This window comes from Variovorax sp. 05L425 (genome assembly GCF_056397705.1).
Genome location: NZ_JBFTNY010000006.1, coordinates 133,608 through 148,796 on the forward strand (window position 1 = coordinate 133,608; position 15,189 = coordinate 148,796).

The window sequence follows — 15,189 nt, forward strand, 5'->3', positions numbered from 1 at the left end:
TCAAGCGGCTGCCGGCACCTTGTCCAGGAAGCCGGTGACCGTCTGCAGCTTGCCCGCTTCGAGCCGCACGAAGTCCGTGCCTTCGATCAGATCCGCCGCGCCGTTCGGCCCGAGCGTCCACGAAAAGCGCAGGTGATCGCCGTGCCCGTCCGCGCGGCCCTTGAGCGCGAAACGAAAGCCCGGGTAGTTCTGATGCACCACGCCGACCAAGGCGCTGATCTGCGCGCGGCCACTGCCTTGCGCGATCGGATCGATGTAGCGTGCATCGTCAGTCCAATGCGTCTCGAGCAACTTCAGCCGGCGCGATTCGTCGGTTTCATTCCACACGGCGATGTAGTTCTCGGCCACATGCTGGGCGTCGGGGGTAGCGGTGTTCATGGCGATTCCTTTCTGTGTTCAACACCCGCAACAGCGCGGGGTGAACGAATGGTCGCCGCGACGGCGCAGCCGGTCGATGACCTGGGAGGTCATGTGCGAAGGCGCGCACTTCGATGTTCGGTCGAGCAGATTTCCATGTGGTGGACGAAATGCGCCAACGGAGGGACTTCGGCATCCGCCGACTTGGCAGCGTCGTCCCAGCGCCGCAGGCGCACCGCGTCGCCTGAATACGGCAGCGCCTCGAAGGCTTGCGCCTGTACGTCATCGAAGATGCCGCCCTGAAGCACCAGGCTGCGCTGCGAATCGGCTGAGAGCGACGCGTGATAGCCCTCGACCCTCGCACACAGGAAGCGCTTGGCGTCCACGTGCAGCCGGATCGGCTCCAGTGTTGCCGGACTGAAAAGCGCGCGAAGAAAAGGCAAGCAACGAAACTGATGCAGATCGTCCAGCCCCTGCTGGGTCGGCGTGCCGCCGAAGTCGTGCAGAAGATGCCCCAGGTCATGAAGCAGCGCCCCTGTGATCAAGGCGCTATCGGAACCGGCCTGCTCGGCCAGATGGGCGGACTGCAAGGCATGCTGCAGCTGCGTCACCGGCTCGCCGTCGTACTGGGCATGGCCCTTGGATTCGAACAGGCCGACGATGTCGGGAATGCTGAGGCTCATGCGCCTCTTTGTACCTGGTTTCGGTAACAGCGCCGTGTCAGGCGGGCACGCCGGCAGGTTGCGCAATGCGGCCACCGCGCGTGTTGGGCGCGAGGTAGCGATCGACCGACAGCCCGTCGGTGCGAATGTCCGGACGACGGCCCATCACCTGGTCGGCCACGACCTTGCCGGAGCCGCAGGCCATGGTCCAGCCCAGCGTGCCGTGGCCGGTGTTGAGGAACAGGTTGCCGTAGGGCGTGCCGCCGATGATCGGCGTGCTGTCGGGCGTCATCGGCCGGAGGCCGGTCCAGAAGGTGGCGCGCGGCAGGTCGCCGCAAGGAAAGAGATCGGTGATCACGCGCTCCAGCGTCTCGCGCCGATGCGGATTCAGCCGAAGATCGAAGCCGCCCAGCTCTGCCATCCCGCCAACACGGATGCGATCGTCGAAGCGCGTGACCGCGACCTTGTAGGTCTCGTCGAGCACGGTGGACTGCGGCGCCAGCGACGGATCGACCAGCGGCACGGTCAGCGAATAGCCCTTGACCGGGTACACCGGGATGTCGAGTCCGAGCGGTGCGATGAAGTCACGCGAATAGCTGCCGAAGGCGAGCACGTAGCGGTCGGCCGTCAGGACCTCGGGCTTGGACCCTCCCAGGCGCACGCCGGTGATGCGTCCACCTTCGGTGATGAGCCCTTCGACGGCTTGGTCGAAGCGGAAATTCACACCCAGGCCCCGCGCGACGTCGGCCAGTCCTTGGGTGAAGAGATTGCAGTCACCGGTTTCATCGTTCGGCAGACGAAGGCCACCCGCCAGGAGATCGCCCGTGCGGGCCAGCGCCGGCTCGACGGTTGCGAGTTGGCTGCGATCGAGCAATTGATAGGGCACGCCGCATTCTTCGAGCACGGCCACGTCGCGCTGTACGGCATCGAGCTGCGCCTGCGTGCGAAACAGTTGCAGCGTGCCCTGGGTGCGATGTTCATAGCGCACGCCGGTTGCAGCGCGCAACTCGCGCAGGCAATCGCGGCTGTACTCGGCCACGCGCATCATCCGTTCCTTGTTGACGGCGTAGCGTTCGGGCGAGCAGTTCTTCAGCATGGCTGCCATCCAGCGCAGTTGGAACAGCGAGCCATCGGGCTGGATCGACAGCGGCGCGTGCTTCTGGAACATCCATTTCAGCGCCTTGAATGGAATGCCGGGCGCCGCCCACGGCGTGGAATAGCCGGGCGAGACCTGTCCGGCATTGGCAAAGCTGGTTTCCTGCGCGGGGCCACTCTGGCGATCGACAAGGGTCACCTCGGCGCCGGCGCGCGCCAGGTAATAAGCGGTTGTGACACCGATGACACCGCCACCCAGAACGATCACTTTCATCGCAAAAACCCTTCCATGCAGGACAGGCGCTAAGCGTATTCCTTCATGTGCCATAAACTCCGCTGAAATTCGGCCTCTTGACAGTGCTTTTCGCTGTCATTTGGCATCCAGCGGGCCTGAAGGAGTGAAATGATCGAACTCGACCGTACGGACAAGAAAATTCTCGAAATCCTGCAGCGTCAGGGCCGCATTTCGATGACCGATCTGGCCGAGCAGATCGGCCTGTCGACCTCCCCTTGCTCCGAGCGCGTCCGCCGCATGGAGCGCGAGGGCGTGATCACCGGCTATTACGCCCGCGTGAATCCCCAAGCCATCGGGAAGACACTCCTGGTGTTCGTGGAAGTCACCCTGTCGTCGAAGTCCGGCGACGTGTTCGACAAGGTACGACAGGAACTGCTCCTCGTGCCCGAGGTGATGGAATGCCACCTGGTATCGGGCGGCTTCGACTACCTCATCAAGGCACGGCTGCGCGCCATGAGCGACTATCGCGACCTGCTGGGCAGCCTGCTCAAGAAACTGCCTGTGACCGCCGAATCACGCAGCTACGTCGTGATGGAAGAAGTGAAAGAGAGCCTCTACGTTCCCATGTGACTCGCCCCCAGGTTGTTGCTCGCCCCCAGGTTGCCCGCACTTCGTGTCGGGCGCCCACCCCCTGCCGGGGGCAACACCAGCGGCCCGGCAAAGCCGGTTCCGCGGTGTTTCACCAACGGGCCTGGCTTCGCCGGCCGAGAAGCGGTGCTGAGCACTCACGGCTGCGCGCAGCGCGCCCGATCGGGGGCCGCCACGGAACCGGCTTTGCCGGGCCGTCGGCGGCGCCCCCGGCAGGGGGTGGGCGCCCGACACGAAGTGCGGGCAACCTGGGGGCGAGCAACAACCTGGGGCGAGCTCAATCAGCATTCGGGAAGAACAACTGTTCACCGTTGATCTTGTAGGCCGCGATGGTCGACTGTCCGGCCGGCGAGATCACCCAGTCCACGAATTTCTGGGCGCCCGCGCTGTTGAGCTGCGGAAACTTCGCCGGACTCACGACCATCACGCCGTACTGATTGAACAGGCGCTTGTCGCCCTCGACCAGCACCGAGAGATCCGCCCGGTTCTTGAAGCTCAGCCAGGTGCCGCGATCGGCGAGCACATAGGCGCCGGCGGATGCGGCCATGTTGAGCGCCGGCCCCATGCCGCAGCCGCATTCCTTGTAGCCCGTGCCCTTCTTGTCGTTGGGCACCGGCTGGCCGGCCTCGGCGATGCCGGTCTGCGTCCACAGGCGGCGCTCCGCCGCGTCGGTGCCGCTCTTGTCGCCGCGCGAGACGAAGGGTGCGTTGGTGGCGGCGATCTTCTTGAGCGCAGCGACGATGTCCTTGCCCTTCACGCCTGCGGGGTCGTCCTTCGGGCCCACGAGGATGAAGTCGTTGTACATGACCGGAAAGCGCTTGGCCGCGAAACCTTCGGCGACGAACTTCTCCTCGGCCGCCGTGTCGTGCACGAACAGCACGTCGGCATCGCCACGCTTGGCCATGTCGATCGCCTGGCCGGTGCCGACCGCGACCACCTTGATGTCGATGTGGGTCGCCTGCTTGAACGCCGGCAGCAGGTGCGAGAACAGGCCCGACTGCTCGGTCGACGTGGTCGACGCCATGGTGATGGTCTCCGCGTGCGAGACCCACGCGGTCGCCGCCAGAACAATCGCTCCAGCGGCCTTGCAGGCACCCTTGGGCAGATTGAAAAACTTCATACCAACTCTCCTTTGACAAACAAGCGGGCTTCATCGGGCAGCGGCCCGCCGAAGAAATCGTCGACGGGCAGATCGGCCAGCACACGCCCATGCTCCAGGTAAACGACACGGCTTGCGAGCCGCTTGACCTGGCCGAGGTTGTGGCTCGCGAACACCAGCGTGCGGCCCTTGGCCGCATCGGCGATCAGTGCCTCGACATCGCGCTTGGCGGTCGGATCGAGGCTGGCGGTCGGTTCGTCGAGCAGCAGCACCTCGGGCTTCATCGCCCATGCGCGCGCCAATGCCATGCGCTGCTGCTGCCCGCCCGACAGCGTGCGCGCGTTGCGATCGACGAGATCGGCCAGCCCGACCCGGCACAACGCCACCGTCGCCTCGCGTTGCGCATTGCGCCACGGTGCGCCGCGCAGCCAGAGTGCCAGCGCCACGTTGTTGCGCACGCTCGCGCGCAGCATGTGCGGCCGCTGGAACAGCATGGCCTGCATGCGGAGCGGCGCCCTGCTGACGAAGGCGCCTTTCGCATGTGGCACCAGCCCGTGCAGCACGCGCAGCAAGGTGCTCTTGCCGCTGCCGTTGGCGCCGATCAGCGCGACGCGTTCGCCCGCATGGATCGACAGCGTGGCCCCGACCAGCGCTTCGACACGCCCGAAGCGGACGTCGATGCCGTGCAGGCTGAAGAGCGGTTCGTCCGGGCGCCAGTTCACGAGGCAACCTCCAGGTGGCGGGCCGCTGCCGCCTCGACCACGCCGCCGTCCACGCGCTCTCGCCAACCGCGCAGCGCAGCAATGGCAAGGTTGAGCACCAGCACCACCCCCAGCAGGACGAAGCCGAGCGCCAACGCGAGCGGCAGGTCGCCCTTGCTTGTTTCCAGCGCGATCGCAGTGGTCATCACGCGCGTGAAGCCGTCGATGTTGCCGCCGACGATCATCACGGCGCCGACTTCCGAGACGGCGCGGCCGAAGGCTGCGATGACCACCGTCACCAGGGCATAGCGCTCGTCCCCCACGAGCAGGAGCGCCCGTGCGAAAGGGCCCGCGCCCAAAGAGCGCAGTTGCTCGCCGTGCGCTCGGTCGGCATCCTCGATGGCCTGGCGCGTCAGGGCCGTCACGACCGGCAGGACGAGGATCGTCTGCGCGAGCACCATCGCCTTGAAGCTGAAGAGCCAGCCCAGGAAGCCCAGTGGCCCCGATCGGGACAGCAGCAGGTAGATCACGAGCCCCACCACCACCGAAGGCAGCGCCAGCAATGTGTTGAGCAACGTGAGCAAGAGCCCCCGCCCCGGAAAGCGCGTGACCGCCAGCCACGCGCCCAGGACCAGCCCGAGGGCGCAGGCCAGCAAGCAGGCCAAGGCGCTGACCGCCAGCGACCGTCCGACGATGGCCAGCAACACAGGATCCCCCGAAACGACGAGATGTCCTGCTGCGGCGACGCTATCGGTGAAAGTGTTCATGCATGGCGCGAAACTGAAACGCGGGGCAGTATGTCCCAAGCAGCCCCGATCAACTTATGCAATTCATTGCATAGGTTCAGGACCGCATTTGCATAATCCTTCGCGCACTTGCCGCTCAAGCCCATCATCCCCTTGCACCAGATCGAAATCTCCTATGCCATCGCACCGCGCCGAAGCGGCCGCGCCCTGATCCGCAACCCGCTCATGGAGCTTCTCCATGCGGTGCGCGAGCAGGGTTCGATCTCGGCGGCTGCGCGCGCGCTGGGTTTGTCATACCGGCACGTGTGGGGCGAACTGAAACGCTGGGAGCAATTGCTCGACCATCCGCTGGTGACTGGCGACCAGGGTCGTTCGGCGCAACTGTCCGAGTTCGGCGACAAGCTGCTGTGGGCCGAACGCCAGGCGCAGGCGCGGCTGGCGCCGCAGATCGAGGCCTTGCACGCCGATCTCGAACGCGCCTTCGCGCTCGCTTTCGACGAGAGCACGCACGTGCTCAGTCTGCACGCGAGCCATGACGACGCGCTCGTCATGCTGCGCGGCCACGCTGCCGCGAAGGCACGCCTGCAACTCGACATCCGCTTTACCGGGAGCGTGGACGCGATCAGCGCACTCAACCAGGGGCGCTGCGTGATGGCGGGCTTCCACACGCTGGAGCACCCGCCGATCGGCTCGCTCGCGCAGCGCACCTACAAGCCGCTGCTGAAACCGGGACTGCACAAGATCATCGGCTTCGCCCGACGCGCGCAGGGATTGATCGTCGCGTCCGGCAACCCGTTGGGACTGAGCCGCCTCGCCGACGTGACCGAGCGGCCCGTGCGCTATGTGAACCGGCCGCTCGGCACGGGCACGCGCGTGCTGCTCGACGAACTGCTCGCACGGGATGGACTCAGGCCCGAATCGATCGACGGCTATGCCAACTGCGAACCGTCGCACACTGCCGTGGCACACGCCATCGCGGCGGGCCAGGCAGACGCGGGGCTCGGCATCGAATCGGCGGCCCGCGGCGCGGGGCTCGGCTTTGTCCCGCTGGTGCATGAGCGCTACCACCTGGCCTGCCTCAGGTCGGCGCTCGACCAGCCGGCCATCCAGGCCCTGCTGACCGTGTTGCGCGGGGCGGCATGGCAGCACCAGTTGTGCACGCTGCCCGGCTATGAGAACGCCAGCAGCGGTGAGGTGCAATCGCTGAGTGCGCTGCTGCCCTGGTGGAACTTCAAGCCGAAGAAGCCACGCTGACCGGCACCGAGGCGGTCAGGCACGCGGATCGAGCACGACGCGGCCATGAATGCTGCCGCTGCGCATGGCATCGAAGACTTCATTGACTTTCGAAAGCGGGCTCGATTCCACGCGGCAGTGCAATTCGCCCCGGGCTGCCATATCGAGCACAGCACGCAGATCCTCGCGCGTGCCGACAGCAGACCCGACGATGTGGGCTTCGCTGCCGACCAGCGCCAGGGCGTGGAATCGAAGGGGGTCCGAAGGCAAGCCGATGACACACAAGGTGCCGCCCGGCCGCAGGATGGTCATCGCGGCATCGTAGGCAACGTGGGCCGCTGAGGTGACGGCAGCTACGTGCGCGCCGCCCCGCTTTCGGATCGAGGCCAAGGCTTCGGGGTCGGCAGCATTCAAGGCATGGTCCGCACCCAACTCGCGGGCCAGGGCGAGCTTCGCGTCGCTCACGTCGAGAGCAAAAACTTCGGCGCCCATGACACGCGCGATCTGAACGGCCAAGTGCCCAAGCCCCCCGACGCCAAGCACGGCGACGCGCTGCTTCGGGACGATATTCGCCTTCTTGAGCGCGCGATAGCTCGTCACGCCGGCACAAAGCAGCGGGGCGGCCTGCTCGTCGCTCAATGCATCCGGTATGCGCACCGCGTAGGTCGCATTCGCGCACATGAACTGCGCAAAGCCGCCATCGACGGACATGCCGGTCACTGCCGATCCCTTTCGACACAGGTTCTCGTTGCCTTCCAGGCACTGCTCGCATTTTCCGCAGGCGCGGTAGAGCCATGGGACGCCGATGCGATCACCGACACGAAGCTCCGTCACGCCATCGCCGCAACGCACGACCTTGCCGACGGCTTCATGCCCGGGCACGACGCGCGGCTTGGTGTGGGCGCGAAGTCCAGCCTGGTCGCCTTCGACGATATGCAGATCGGAGTGGCACACGCCACAGGCGAGCACCTCGATCAGCACTTCGCCGGGCTGCGGCTCGGGAACGGGGATGTCCTCGATGACAAGAGGTTTGCCGAATTCGCCGAGCACGGCAGCTTTCATGGTGCGAGCCTCCAATAGATAAGTGGGTCAGATGGCGCAGGTCCTGAAACCGAAGAATCCGTCGTCACGTCCGGGCAGGGCGAAGCCCCTTCGCTTCGGCGACCGCATCCGTGCCCGCGTCGCGAATGATGCGCCGCGCAGCACGCGCGCGCGGCCGAATGCCGGTTGGGGGTCGAACTCGCCGCCTTCGCTCCACGGATCGGCACGGAAACCCGACCATGGCTGGAGCGTGCCCGCAGTCCATTCGTGGACGTCGGACCAGCGGAAACCACGCCGCGTTGCGGTGTGGGCAGCAATCTCCCATTCGACTTCGGTGGCCAGCCTTCGGCCCGCCCAGCGCGCCCACGCATCGGCCTCCCACCAGGTCACGTGCACCACGCTGTGATTGCCGGCCGCACGCATCGTCCTGCCGAATTGTTGACGCAGCACGGAGCCGCCGCTGCCATGGCGCGCCGCGCCGATTTGCTCGACGTGCCGCGGTCCGCGTCGGCCTTCGGTCTGGGATGCCAGCCATTGCAGGCCCTCGGGGCGCCAGAACTCGGCCCGGTCGTAGCCGCCGTCGTCGACGAACTCCACGTACTGGCTCCAGGTCAGGGGTTGGGCATCGATCTCGAATTCCGGCACCTCGACGCGTTGCATGCCGCCTTCCTGCGCGAAGAAGAAGCCCGTGTCAGCTTGTCCGAGTTCCCATGAGGTCGCCGGGACCACCACCGGCTCCCGGGTCACGGCAGAGGGTGGGAATTCGACGCCCAGCGGCAGGCCGAGCGTCTGTGCCATCACGACCAGTTGCTCGCCGCGAAGGTCTTCATGGAACAACGCGAGCCGGTAGAAATAGAGGCCGGCATCGGTTTCGGCGGCGTGCTCGAGCAACTCCAGCGTGCCTTCCAGCGTTTCGAGCAGGTAGGCCTTGGTCTGCGCCAGATCCGGAAGGTCGGCGGACCAGCGCTCTACGGAATCGATCTGCGAAGGGTTCCACCAAACGTCGGCATTCGGTTCGATCGCAGCCAGCCGCGTGGGACGCACCGGACAGTCGACGCCGAACGCGCGCTGCGTGTTGCGTGCGATCCACCATTCCGCAAACCAGCCGATATGACCCGCCAGCCAGACCGGAGGATCGATGCTTTCGTCCTGAGGCACCACGAGGTCAGCCGAACCGAGCGCCTGTTCGTACAGCGACAGAAGATGCAGCGTGTGGTTTCGTGCGTCGATCAATGCCAGAGAGAGCAACTCCCGCCCAGCGTGGGACATGGCCGGGGAGTCAATCGAGTGCGCGCCGGGGGCGCTGAATGGCGTACTGGGCGGCAGGCTCGAAGGCATCTGCCATTATGGCGACACCCGGGTTCGACTTACAGCTTTGCGGACTGCATGTAGACGTCGAACGGCGACGCCAAAAAGCGGTCTGCGAAGAGTTGTTCCTTCTGGAATGTCCGGTAGTCGCTGTGGATCTTCTTCCAGGCGGGATTCGACCCATCGAGTTCCCTGCACGCGTCCATCGAGGCCTCGAAGGCAGCATCGAGCACGGGCCGCGGAAAAGGCTTCAGCAACGCCCCGGTACTGGTCAACTGTTTGATCGCCGCAGGGTTGCGGGCATCGTACTGCGCGAGGACCTCCGAATTCACCGACGCGCTCGCGGCCCGCACGATCGCCTTGTATTCGGCCGATAGCGCATCGAATGCCTTTTGATTGACCAGGAGGTCGAGTTGCAGCGCACCGGCCCACCAGCCGGGGTAATAGGCGTGGCGTGCCACCTTGGGCAGCCCGAGCTTCTGGTCGTCGTATGGGCTGGTCCCTATGGCCGCGCCGATGGCAAAGCTGCCCAGCGCCTGTCGGACATCGTTGCTGGCCGAAGGATCCTGGGGCGCGGCACCGAAGCGCGCCATCACCCGCCCGGCCAAGCCGTCGGCGCGGACTTTCAGCCCCTTGAAGTCCTGCACGCTCCTGATCTCCTTGCGAAACCACCCAAGCTGCTGCGCACCGGCGCTACCGCAAGGAAAGTTGATCGCGTTGAAGCCGGCGAGAAACTCGCGGGTGAGCTTCAATCCGTTGCCTTCGTTCATCCACGCGGCAAGTTGCCGTACGTTCATGCCGAACGGGATCGCCGCGCCCAACGCGAAGGCAGGGTTCTTGCCGAAGAAATAGGCGCCCGACGTGTGGCAAGCCTCGATCGCGCCACGCTCCACGCCGTCGAGCACACCGAGCGGCGACATCAGTTCGCCCGCGGCATGAACGTCGATCTGGAACCTGCCGCCGCTCATCTCGCCGACCTTCCGGGCGAAGCTCTGGGCAGCCCCGAGCAGGATGTCGGACGGCTGCGCGAAGCTCGACGCAAGACGCCAACGCGTGAGGGCTTGCGCATGCACCGCGGGCGCGATGCCGGCGGCCAGCACACCGGCGATGCCGCCACGTTGGATCAGAAAACGACGATGCATCGAGCGAGGCTCCAGGAAAACGATGAAATGAGAGGGAGGCCGATTGTAGGAACTGGTTACCAGCGGCCTCTAAAATAGCCGCCCCCGTTCCACCGTTCCCTGAAAGAACCATCTGATGAGACATCTCTCGTTCAAGACTTCGCTGCTCGCAGGCGCCGCATTCGCCGCCTTTGCCTTCGGCACGGCCGCCCAGGCCGCCGACCTGAAGATCGGCGTGGCCGAAGCCCTGTCGGGCGGCGCTGCCCAGTACGGCGTCGCCATTCGCAACGGCTTCGAACTCGCCGCTGCCGAAATCAATGCAGCCGGCGGCATCAACGGCAACAAGATCGAGCTCGTCGTCGCCGACGAGCAGGGCAAGAAGGAAGAGGCCATCAACGTCTTCAAGAAGCTGATCTTCCAGGATCAGGTGCTGATGGTCTTCGGCCCGACACTGTCGAACTCCGCGCAGGCCGCCGATCCGATCGCCCAGGCCGCCAAGACGGTGGCTTTCGGCACCTCCAACACGGCTGATGGCATCACCTCGATCGGCGACCACATCTTCCGCAATTCGGTGACCGAAGCCGACGTGCTCCCCGAGACCATCAAGACCGCCGTGAAGAACGCCGGCATCAAGAAGGTCGCCGTGCTCTACGGCAACGACGACGTGTTCACCAAGAGCGGCTACGACAACTTCAAGAAGGCGCTCGACGACCTGAAGATCCCGGTCACCACCACCGAGACCTTCGCCAAGGGCGACGTCGACTTCAAGGCCCAGCTGACGAAGATCAAGGCCAGCGGCGCCGATGCGATCGTGCTGTCGGCCCTGCTTGCCGAAGGCGCGCCAATCATGGTGCAGGCCCGCCAACTCGGCCTCAACGTGCCGATCATCGGCGGCAACGGCATGAACTCGGTCAAGGTGTTCGAACTGGCCAAGGGTCAATCCGACAACCTGTACGTCGGCAGCCCCTGGTCGGCCAGCAACGCCACGCCGGAGAACACCAAGTTCATCAAGGCTTACACCGAGAAGTACAAGACGGCGCCCGACCAGTTCGCAGCGCAGGCCTACGACGCGATGTACATCGCCGCTCAGGCACTGAAGAACGTCAAGGTCACGGGCAACCTCCCGGTCGACCGCGCCGCCGTGCGTGATGCGCTGCCCGCCGTGAAGCACACCGGTGCCACCGGCACGTTCCAGTTCCGCCGTGCCAACGACAAGACCGGCAAGCCCGCCGGCTACGACGCGCAGCAGTTGCCTATCGTCAGCGTGACGAAGGGCAATGAGTTCGTAATCACAAAATAAGGCTCGCCCCCAGGTTGCCCGCACTTCGTGTCGGGCGCCCACCCCCTACCGGGGGCAACACCGGCGGCCTGGCAGAGCCAGTTCCGCGGTGTTCCCGGAAGTAGCGGGGACCGGCACAGCCGATCCCCCATTCGGGAAACGCCGAAGAACCGGCTTTGCCGGGCTTCTGGTGTTGCCCCCGGTGAGGGGGTGGGCGGCTACACGAAGTGAGCCAACCTGGGGGAGAACGGATCCACCATGCTTGAACAGCAACTTGTCAATGCACTCTCCCTCGGGTGTGTCTATGCGCTTTTTGCGCTGGGCTTCACTTTGATCTTCGGGGTGCTCGGCGTCATCAATCTTTCGCACGGCGCGGTTTTCATGGTGGGCGCTTATGCGGCGGTCCAGGCCATGGCGCGTTTCGATTTGCCCTTGTGGGCCGGACTGCTGTTCGCCTTCGTGTTTTGCGGCCTGTTGGGGCTGCTGATCGACTTCCTGGTGCTCAAGCCGCTGCGCGCGCGCAACGCACCCCACCTGATTCCCATGATCGCGACCATCGGCGTCGCGATCATTCTCAACAACGGCATGCAGGGCATCTTCGGGGCGCAGAACGTGCGCTTCCCGGCCGGCGTGGTGTCGGGCGAATCGCTGAATCTCGCCGGCATCCATCTGACGGCGCTGGAGCTCGGCATCATCCTGCTGTCCTTCGCGCTGATGACGGTGCTGATGGTGGCACTCAAGCGCACGCAACTCGGACGCGCCCTGCGGGCCATCGCAGAGTCGCCGAAGGCGGCCCACTTGCTCGGTATCAATGTCGAGGGGCTGTTCTATCTGACCTCGTTTGCGGCCGCTGCCCTCGGCGGGCTTGCCGGCGTGCTGATCGGGCTCTATTCCAACGCCGTGTTCCCGCTCATGGGCCAGCCGATGCTGCACAAGGGCATCGCGGTGATCATCCTGGGCGGCATGGGCGACATTCGCGGCGCGATGCTGGGCGGGCTGTTCCTCGGCTTTGCAGAGGTGCTGTCGGTGGCCTACATCGGCTCGACCATGCGTGATGCGGTCGCGTTCGGCTTGCTGTTCCTGGTGCTGCTGGTGCGGCCCAAGGGCCTCTTCGGGACCGTGCAGGAGCGCAAGGTATGAGCGCCGCGCCGAACCGCTTCAAGCAAGCTCGCACCGCAGCGCGCAGCGCGGAGGTTTCTCTATGAGCGGTTTCGACAATCTCTGGTCGGTCTACAGCAACCTGGTGCTCACGCTGGGCACCAACGCACTGCTGGCGCTCTCGATCTGGCTCACGCTTTCATGCGGCATGCTGGCGATGGCCAATGCGGCGTTCATGGGCATCGGCGCCTACACCTCGGCGATCCTCACCATGAACTACGGCGTGCCCTTCCCGGTCGCCATCGCAGCCGGCATGGCGGCACCGGCGTTCACCGCCTTCGTCATCGGCAAGCCGACGCTGCGGCTGTCCGGCGTCTATCTCGCAATGGCGACGCTGGCCTTCGGCGAGGTGGTGCGCATCGTCGTGCTCAATGCCGAATCGCTGACCGGCGGTGCGCTGGGCCTGAACGGCATCCCTCAATCCACCCAGTGGTGGCATGTGGCGCTGGCTGTGGTGCTCGTGCTGCTGGGCCTGTGGCGGATGCGCCGGTCGAAGATCGGCCGCGCATTCGAGGCCATCAAGGAAGACGAAACAGCCGCCGGGCTGATGGGCATCGACGTCGGCGGACACAAGATGCTCGCCTTCGTGCTGGGTGCCGCCATCGCGGGCCTGGCGGGCGTGCTCAACGCGCACCTGACCTTCTTCATCGGGCCGAATGAATATGGCTTCGACCGTGGCGTCGACATCCTGACGATGACCGTCCTGGGCGGCATCAACGGGCTGACCGGCCCGGTGCTCGGCGGCGTGATCCTGACCGTGTTGCCCGAAGCACTGCGCGCGTTCGGCGATTTCCGGCTCGTGCTGAACGGCGTGATCCTCGTGCTGATCGTGCTCTTCCTGCCCAAGGGCATCTGGGACCCGGCACGGTTTCGGCAATGGTTCGGACGCAAGGGAGCGATGGCATGAGCGCCGCGCCGGGCCGCCCCCAAGCAAGCTCGCGCCCCCTCGGGGGGCAGCGAGGACACGAAGTGCCGAGCGTGGGGGCAACAGCCACACCATTGCTCACCCTCGACGGCGTCTCGCGCCACTTCGGCGGACTCAAGGTCCTGCAGGAAGTGAACCTCGAAGTGCCGCAGGGCGGCGTGTTCGGCCTCATCGGGCCCAACGGCGCCGGCAAGACCACCGTCTTCAATCTCACCACTGGGCTGCTGCCCACCACCGGCGGCACGATCCGGTTCGAAGGCCGCGACCTCGCGGGCCTCAAGCCGCACCAGATCACGCGCGGCGGCATCGCGCGCACCTTCCAGAACATCCGCATCTTCAAGGAGATGTCGCTGCTCGAGAACGTGATGGTCGGCATGCATGCCAACTTGCGCTACGGGCCCCTGGGCCTGCTCGCCTCATCGGGGCTGTTCCGCAGCGAAGAGCGGCGCGCACGCGACAGGGCGCGCGAGTTGCTCTCATGGGTCAAGCTCGACCACAAGGGCGACGACGTGGCCGACAACCTCTCGTACGGCGACCAGCGCAAGCTCGAACTCGCGCGCGCTCTCGCGACCGACCCCAAGCTGCTGCTGCTCGACGAGCCCGTCGCCGGCATGAACAGCACCGAGAAGACCGACCTGATGCACGAGATCCGCAACATCGCGGGTCGCGGCTACACCATCTTCATGATCGAACACGACATGCGTTTCGTGATGGGCCTTTGCGAGCACATCGCGGTGCTGAACTTCGGCCGCATCATCTCGCGCGGCGATCCGGACCAAATCCGGAATGACCCACAAGTGATCGAGGCCTACCTGGGCCGCGAAGAGGACGAAGCGACGAACGAGGGAGTGACGCCATGAGCGGAACGCCACTGCTGAAGGTCGACGCGCTCAAGGTCGCGTACGGCCACATCGAGGCCGTGAAAGGCATCGACTTCGAACTGCATGAAGGCCAGATCACGACGCTGGTGGGTGCCAATGGTGCCGGCAAGTCGACCACGCTGCTGGCGCTGTCGGGTCTGGTCAAGAAGGCCTCGGGGCGCGTCGTGCTCGACGGGCAGGACCTCACCGCCCTCTCGCCGCACAAGATCGTCGCTGCCGGCATGGTGCAGGTGGCCGAGGGCCGTGCCACGCTGACCACGCTCACGGTGCGCGAGAACCTCGAGCTTGGGGCCTACACCCGGCGCGACGGCCGGGCGCAGCGCGCCAACGACCTCGACCACATCTACACGCTCTTCCCCCGGCTCAAGGAACGCGCGGACGGACTGGCGGGCAACCTGTCGGGGGGTGAACAGCAGATGCTGGCGATCGGCCGCGCGCTGATGGCCAAGCCGCGTGTGCTGCTGCTCGATGAGCCGTCGATGGGCCTCGCTCCGATCATCGTGCAGGACATCTTCCGCACGCTGCGCGAGATCAACAAGGCTGGGCTGACGATCTTCCTGGTCGAGCAGAACGTGCGGCAGGCGCTCAAGATCGCCGACCGTGCCTACGTGATCGAAACCGGAAAGATCGTGCTCACCGGTAGCGGACGCGACCTGCTCGGCAATCCGAAGGTGCAGGACGCCTATCTGGGCGGTTAAGC

The 15,189-nt window shown here is 65.6% G+C and carries 16 protein-coding genes; 7 read left to right on the top strand and 9 right to left on the bottom strand.

Translation table 11 applies throughout. The features are described 5' to 3' along the window. From AC1DN9_RS09405 to AC1DN9_RS09415, 3 genes are all read right to left on the bottom strand, one after another. The gene (locus AC1DN9_RS09405; protein ID WP_478099394.1) at positions 1 to 378 is read right to left on the bottom strand and encodes a nuclear transport factor 2 family protein; all 378 of its coding nucleotides are present in this window, start codon (positions 376 to 378) and stop codon (positions 1 to 3) included. Between the two features lie 89 nt (positions 379 to 467). Beyond that, complete coding sequence (locus tag AC1DN9_RS09410) at positions 468 to 1,040, bottom strand: phosphonate degradation HD-domain oxygenase (protein WP_478099396.1); 573 nt, start codon at positions 1,038 to 1,040, stop codon at positions 468 to 470. Between the two features lie 37 nt (positions 1,041 to 1,077). Then, positions 1,078 to 2,388 carry a D-amino acid dehydrogenase gene (locus AC1DN9_RS09415; RefSeq protein WP_478099398.1) on the bottom strand — a complete coding sequence of 437 codons (1,311 nt, stop codon included), beginning with the start codon at positions 2,386 to 2,388 and terminating at the stop codon, positions 1,078 to 1,080. Positions 2,389 to 2,517: 129 nt separating this feature from the next. Between AC1DN9_RS09415 and AC1DN9_RS09420 the strand changes: the two genes are divergently transcribed. Further along, positions 2,518 to 2,979, top strand: coding sequence for a winged helix-turn-helix transcriptional regulator (locus tag AC1DN9_RS09420; protein WP_478099400.1), 462 nt, complete (start codon positions 2,518 to 2,520; stop codon positions 2,977 to 2,979). Positions 2,980 to 3,274: 295 nt separating this feature from the next. On the opposite strand, the gene AC1DN9_RS09425 is transcribed toward AC1DN9_RS09420, so the two are convergent. Genes AC1DN9_RS09425 through AC1DN9_RS09435 form a run of 3 tightly spaced genes read right to left on the bottom strand, consistent with a single transcriptional unit; the run spans position 3,275 to position 5,564 of the window. Beyond that, on the bottom strand, positions 3,275 to 4,117 hold the full coding sequence (locus AC1DN9_RS09425; RefSeq protein WP_478099402.1) for an ABC transporter substrate-binding protein: 843 nt from the start codon (positions 4,115 to 4,117) through the stop codon (positions 3,275 to 3,277). Then, positions 4,114 to 4,818: an ABC transporter ATP-binding protein gene (locus AC1DN9_RS09430; protein WP_478099404.1), complete on the bottom strand. Its 705-nt coding sequence runs from the start codon at positions 4,816 to 4,818 to the stop codon at positions 4,114 to 4,116. The genes AC1DN9_RS09425 and AC1DN9_RS09430 overlap by 4 nt, the downstream gene beginning before the upstream one ends. Then, complete coding sequence (locus AC1DN9_RS09435; RefSeq protein WP_478099406.1) at positions 4,815 to 5,564, bottom strand: ABC transporter permease; 750 nt, start codon at positions 5,562 to 5,564, stop codon at positions 4,815 to 4,817. Before AC1DN9_RS09435 ends, AC1DN9_RS09430 begins: the two co-directional genes overlap by 4 nt. Positions 5,565 to 5,696: 132 nt before the next feature. Between AC1DN9_RS09435 and AC1DN9_RS09440 the strand changes: the two genes are divergently transcribed. Next, complete coding sequence (locus tag AC1DN9_RS09440; protein WP_478099586.1) at positions 5,697 to 6,797, top strand: substrate-binding domain-containing protein; 1,101 nt, start codon at positions 5,697 to 5,699, stop codon at positions 6,795 to 6,797. A 15-nt stretch (positions 6,798 to 6,812) separates the two neighbouring features. Here the strand turns inward: AC1DN9_RS09440 and AC1DN9_RS09445 are convergent, their stop codons facing one another. From AC1DN9_RS09445 to AC1DN9_RS09455, 3 genes are read right to left on the bottom strand one after another with little or no spacing between them, the layout of a single operon-like run. Continuing rightward, a complete protein-coding gene (locus tag AC1DN9_RS09445; protein WP_478099408.1) occupies positions 6,813 to 7,838 on the bottom strand; it encodes an alcohol dehydrogenase catalytic domain-containing protein in 1,026 nt (341 codons plus the stop codon). 27 nt (positions 7,839 to 7,865) lie between these two features. Further along, a complete protein-coding gene (locus AC1DN9_RS09450; RefSeq protein WP_478099410.1) occupies positions 7,866 to 9,155 on the bottom strand; it encodes an SUMF1/EgtB/PvdO family nonheme iron enzyme in 1,290 nt (429 codons plus the stop codon). Between the two features lie 29 nt (positions 9,156 to 9,184). Next, positions 9,185 to 10,267, bottom strand: a complete 1,083-nt coding sequence (locus AC1DN9_RS09455) for a TRAP transporter substrate-binding protein (RefSeq protein WP_478099412.1) — start codon at positions 10,265 to 10,267, stop codon at positions 9,185 to 9,187. Positions 10,268 to 10,382: 115 nt separating this feature from the next. Between AC1DN9_RS09455 and AC1DN9_RS09460 the strand changes: the two genes are divergently transcribed. From AC1DN9_RS09460 to AC1DN9_RS09480, 5 genes are all read left to right on the top strand, one after another. After that, complete coding sequence (locus AC1DN9_RS09460; protein ID WP_478099413.1) at positions 10,383 to 11,546, top strand: ABC transporter substrate-binding protein; 1,164 nt, start codon at positions 10,383 to 10,385, stop codon at positions 11,544 to 11,546. A 237-nt stretch (positions 11,547 to 11,783) separates the two neighbouring features. Continuing rightward, complete coding sequence (locus AC1DN9_RS09465) at positions 11,784 to 12,665, top strand: branched-chain amino acid ABC transporter permease (protein WP_478099415.1); 882 nt, start codon at positions 11,784 to 11,786, stop codon at positions 12,663 to 12,665. 61 nt (positions 12,666 to 12,726) lie between these two features. Continuing rightward, on the top strand, positions 12,727 to 13,590 hold the full coding sequence (locus AC1DN9_RS09470) for a branched-chain amino acid ABC transporter permease (RefSeq protein WP_478099416.1): 864 nt from the start codon (positions 12,727 to 12,729) through the stop codon (positions 13,588 to 13,590). A 92-nt stretch (positions 13,591 to 13,682) separates the two neighbouring features. Next, positions 13,683 to 14,468 (top strand): ABC transporter ATP-binding protein, encoded by a 786-nt coding sequence (locus AC1DN9_RS09475; RefSeq protein WP_478099417.1) that lies wholly within the window; start codon positions 13,683 to 13,685, stop codon positions 14,466 to 14,468. Further along, complete coding sequence (locus tag AC1DN9_RS09480; protein ID WP_478099418.1) at positions 14,465 to 15,187, top strand: ABC transporter ATP-binding protein; 723 nt, start codon at positions 14,465 to 14,467, stop codon at positions 15,185 to 15,187. Before AC1DN9_RS09475 ends, AC1DN9_RS09480 begins: the two co-directional genes overlap by 4 nt. Positions 15,188 to 15,189 lie beyond the last annotated feature (2 nt).

Excerpts from the sequence above, each read along its gene's own strand:
- AC1DN9_RS09405 (WP_478099394.1), bottom strand. The coding sequence starts at position 378 with ATGAACACCGCTACCCCCGACGCCCAGCATGTGGCCGAGAACTACATC.
- AC1DN9_RS09410 (WP_478099396.1), bottom strand. The coding sequence starts at position 1,040 with ATGAGCCTCAGCATTCCCGACATCGTCGGCCTGTTCGAATCCAAGGGC.
- AC1DN9_RS09415 (WP_478099398.1), bottom strand. The coding sequence starts at position 2,388 with ATGAAAGTGATCGTTCTGGGTGGCGGTGTCATCGGTGTCACAACCGCT.
- AC1DN9_RS09420 (WP_478099400.1), top strand. The coding sequence starts at position 2,518 with ATGATCGAACTCGACCGTACGGACAAGAAAATTCTCGAAATCCTGCAG.
- AC1DN9_RS09425 (WP_478099402.1), bottom strand. The coding sequence starts at position 4,117 with ATGAAGTTTTTCAATCTGCCCAAGGGTGCCTGCAAGGCCGCTGGAGCG.
- AC1DN9_RS09435 (WP_478099406.1), bottom strand. The coding sequence starts at position 5,564 with ATGAACACTTTCACCGATAGCGTCGCCGCAGCAGGACATCTCGTCGTT.
- AC1DN9_RS09445 (WP_478099408.1), bottom strand. The coding sequence starts at position 7,838 with ATGAAAGCTGCCGTGCTCGGCGAATTCGGCAAACCTCTTGTCATCGAG.
- AC1DN9_RS09450 (WP_478099410.1), bottom strand. The coding sequence starts at position 9,155 with ATGCCTTCGAGCCTGCCGCCCAGTACGCCATTCAGCGCCCCCGGCGCG.
- AC1DN9_RS09455 (WP_478099412.1), bottom strand. The coding sequence starts at position 10,267 with ATGCATCGTCGTTTTCTGATCCAACGTGGCGGCATCGCCGGTGTGCTG.
- AC1DN9_RS09460 (WP_478099413.1), top strand. The coding sequence starts at position 10,383 with ATGAGACATCTCTCGTTCAAGACTTCGCTGCTCGCAGGCGCCGCATTC.
- AC1DN9_RS09465 (WP_478099415.1), top strand. The coding sequence starts at position 11,784 with ATGCTTGAACAGCAACTTGTCAATGCACTCTCCCTCGGGTGTGTCTAT.
- AC1DN9_RS09470 (WP_478099416.1), top strand. The coding sequence starts at position 12,727 with ATGAGCGGTTTCGACAATCTCTGGTCGGTCTACAGCAACCTGGTGCTC.
- AC1DN9_RS09480 (WP_478099418.1), top strand. The coding sequence starts at position 14,465 with ATGAGCGGAACGCCACTGCTGAAGGTCGACGCGCTCAAGGTCGCGTAC.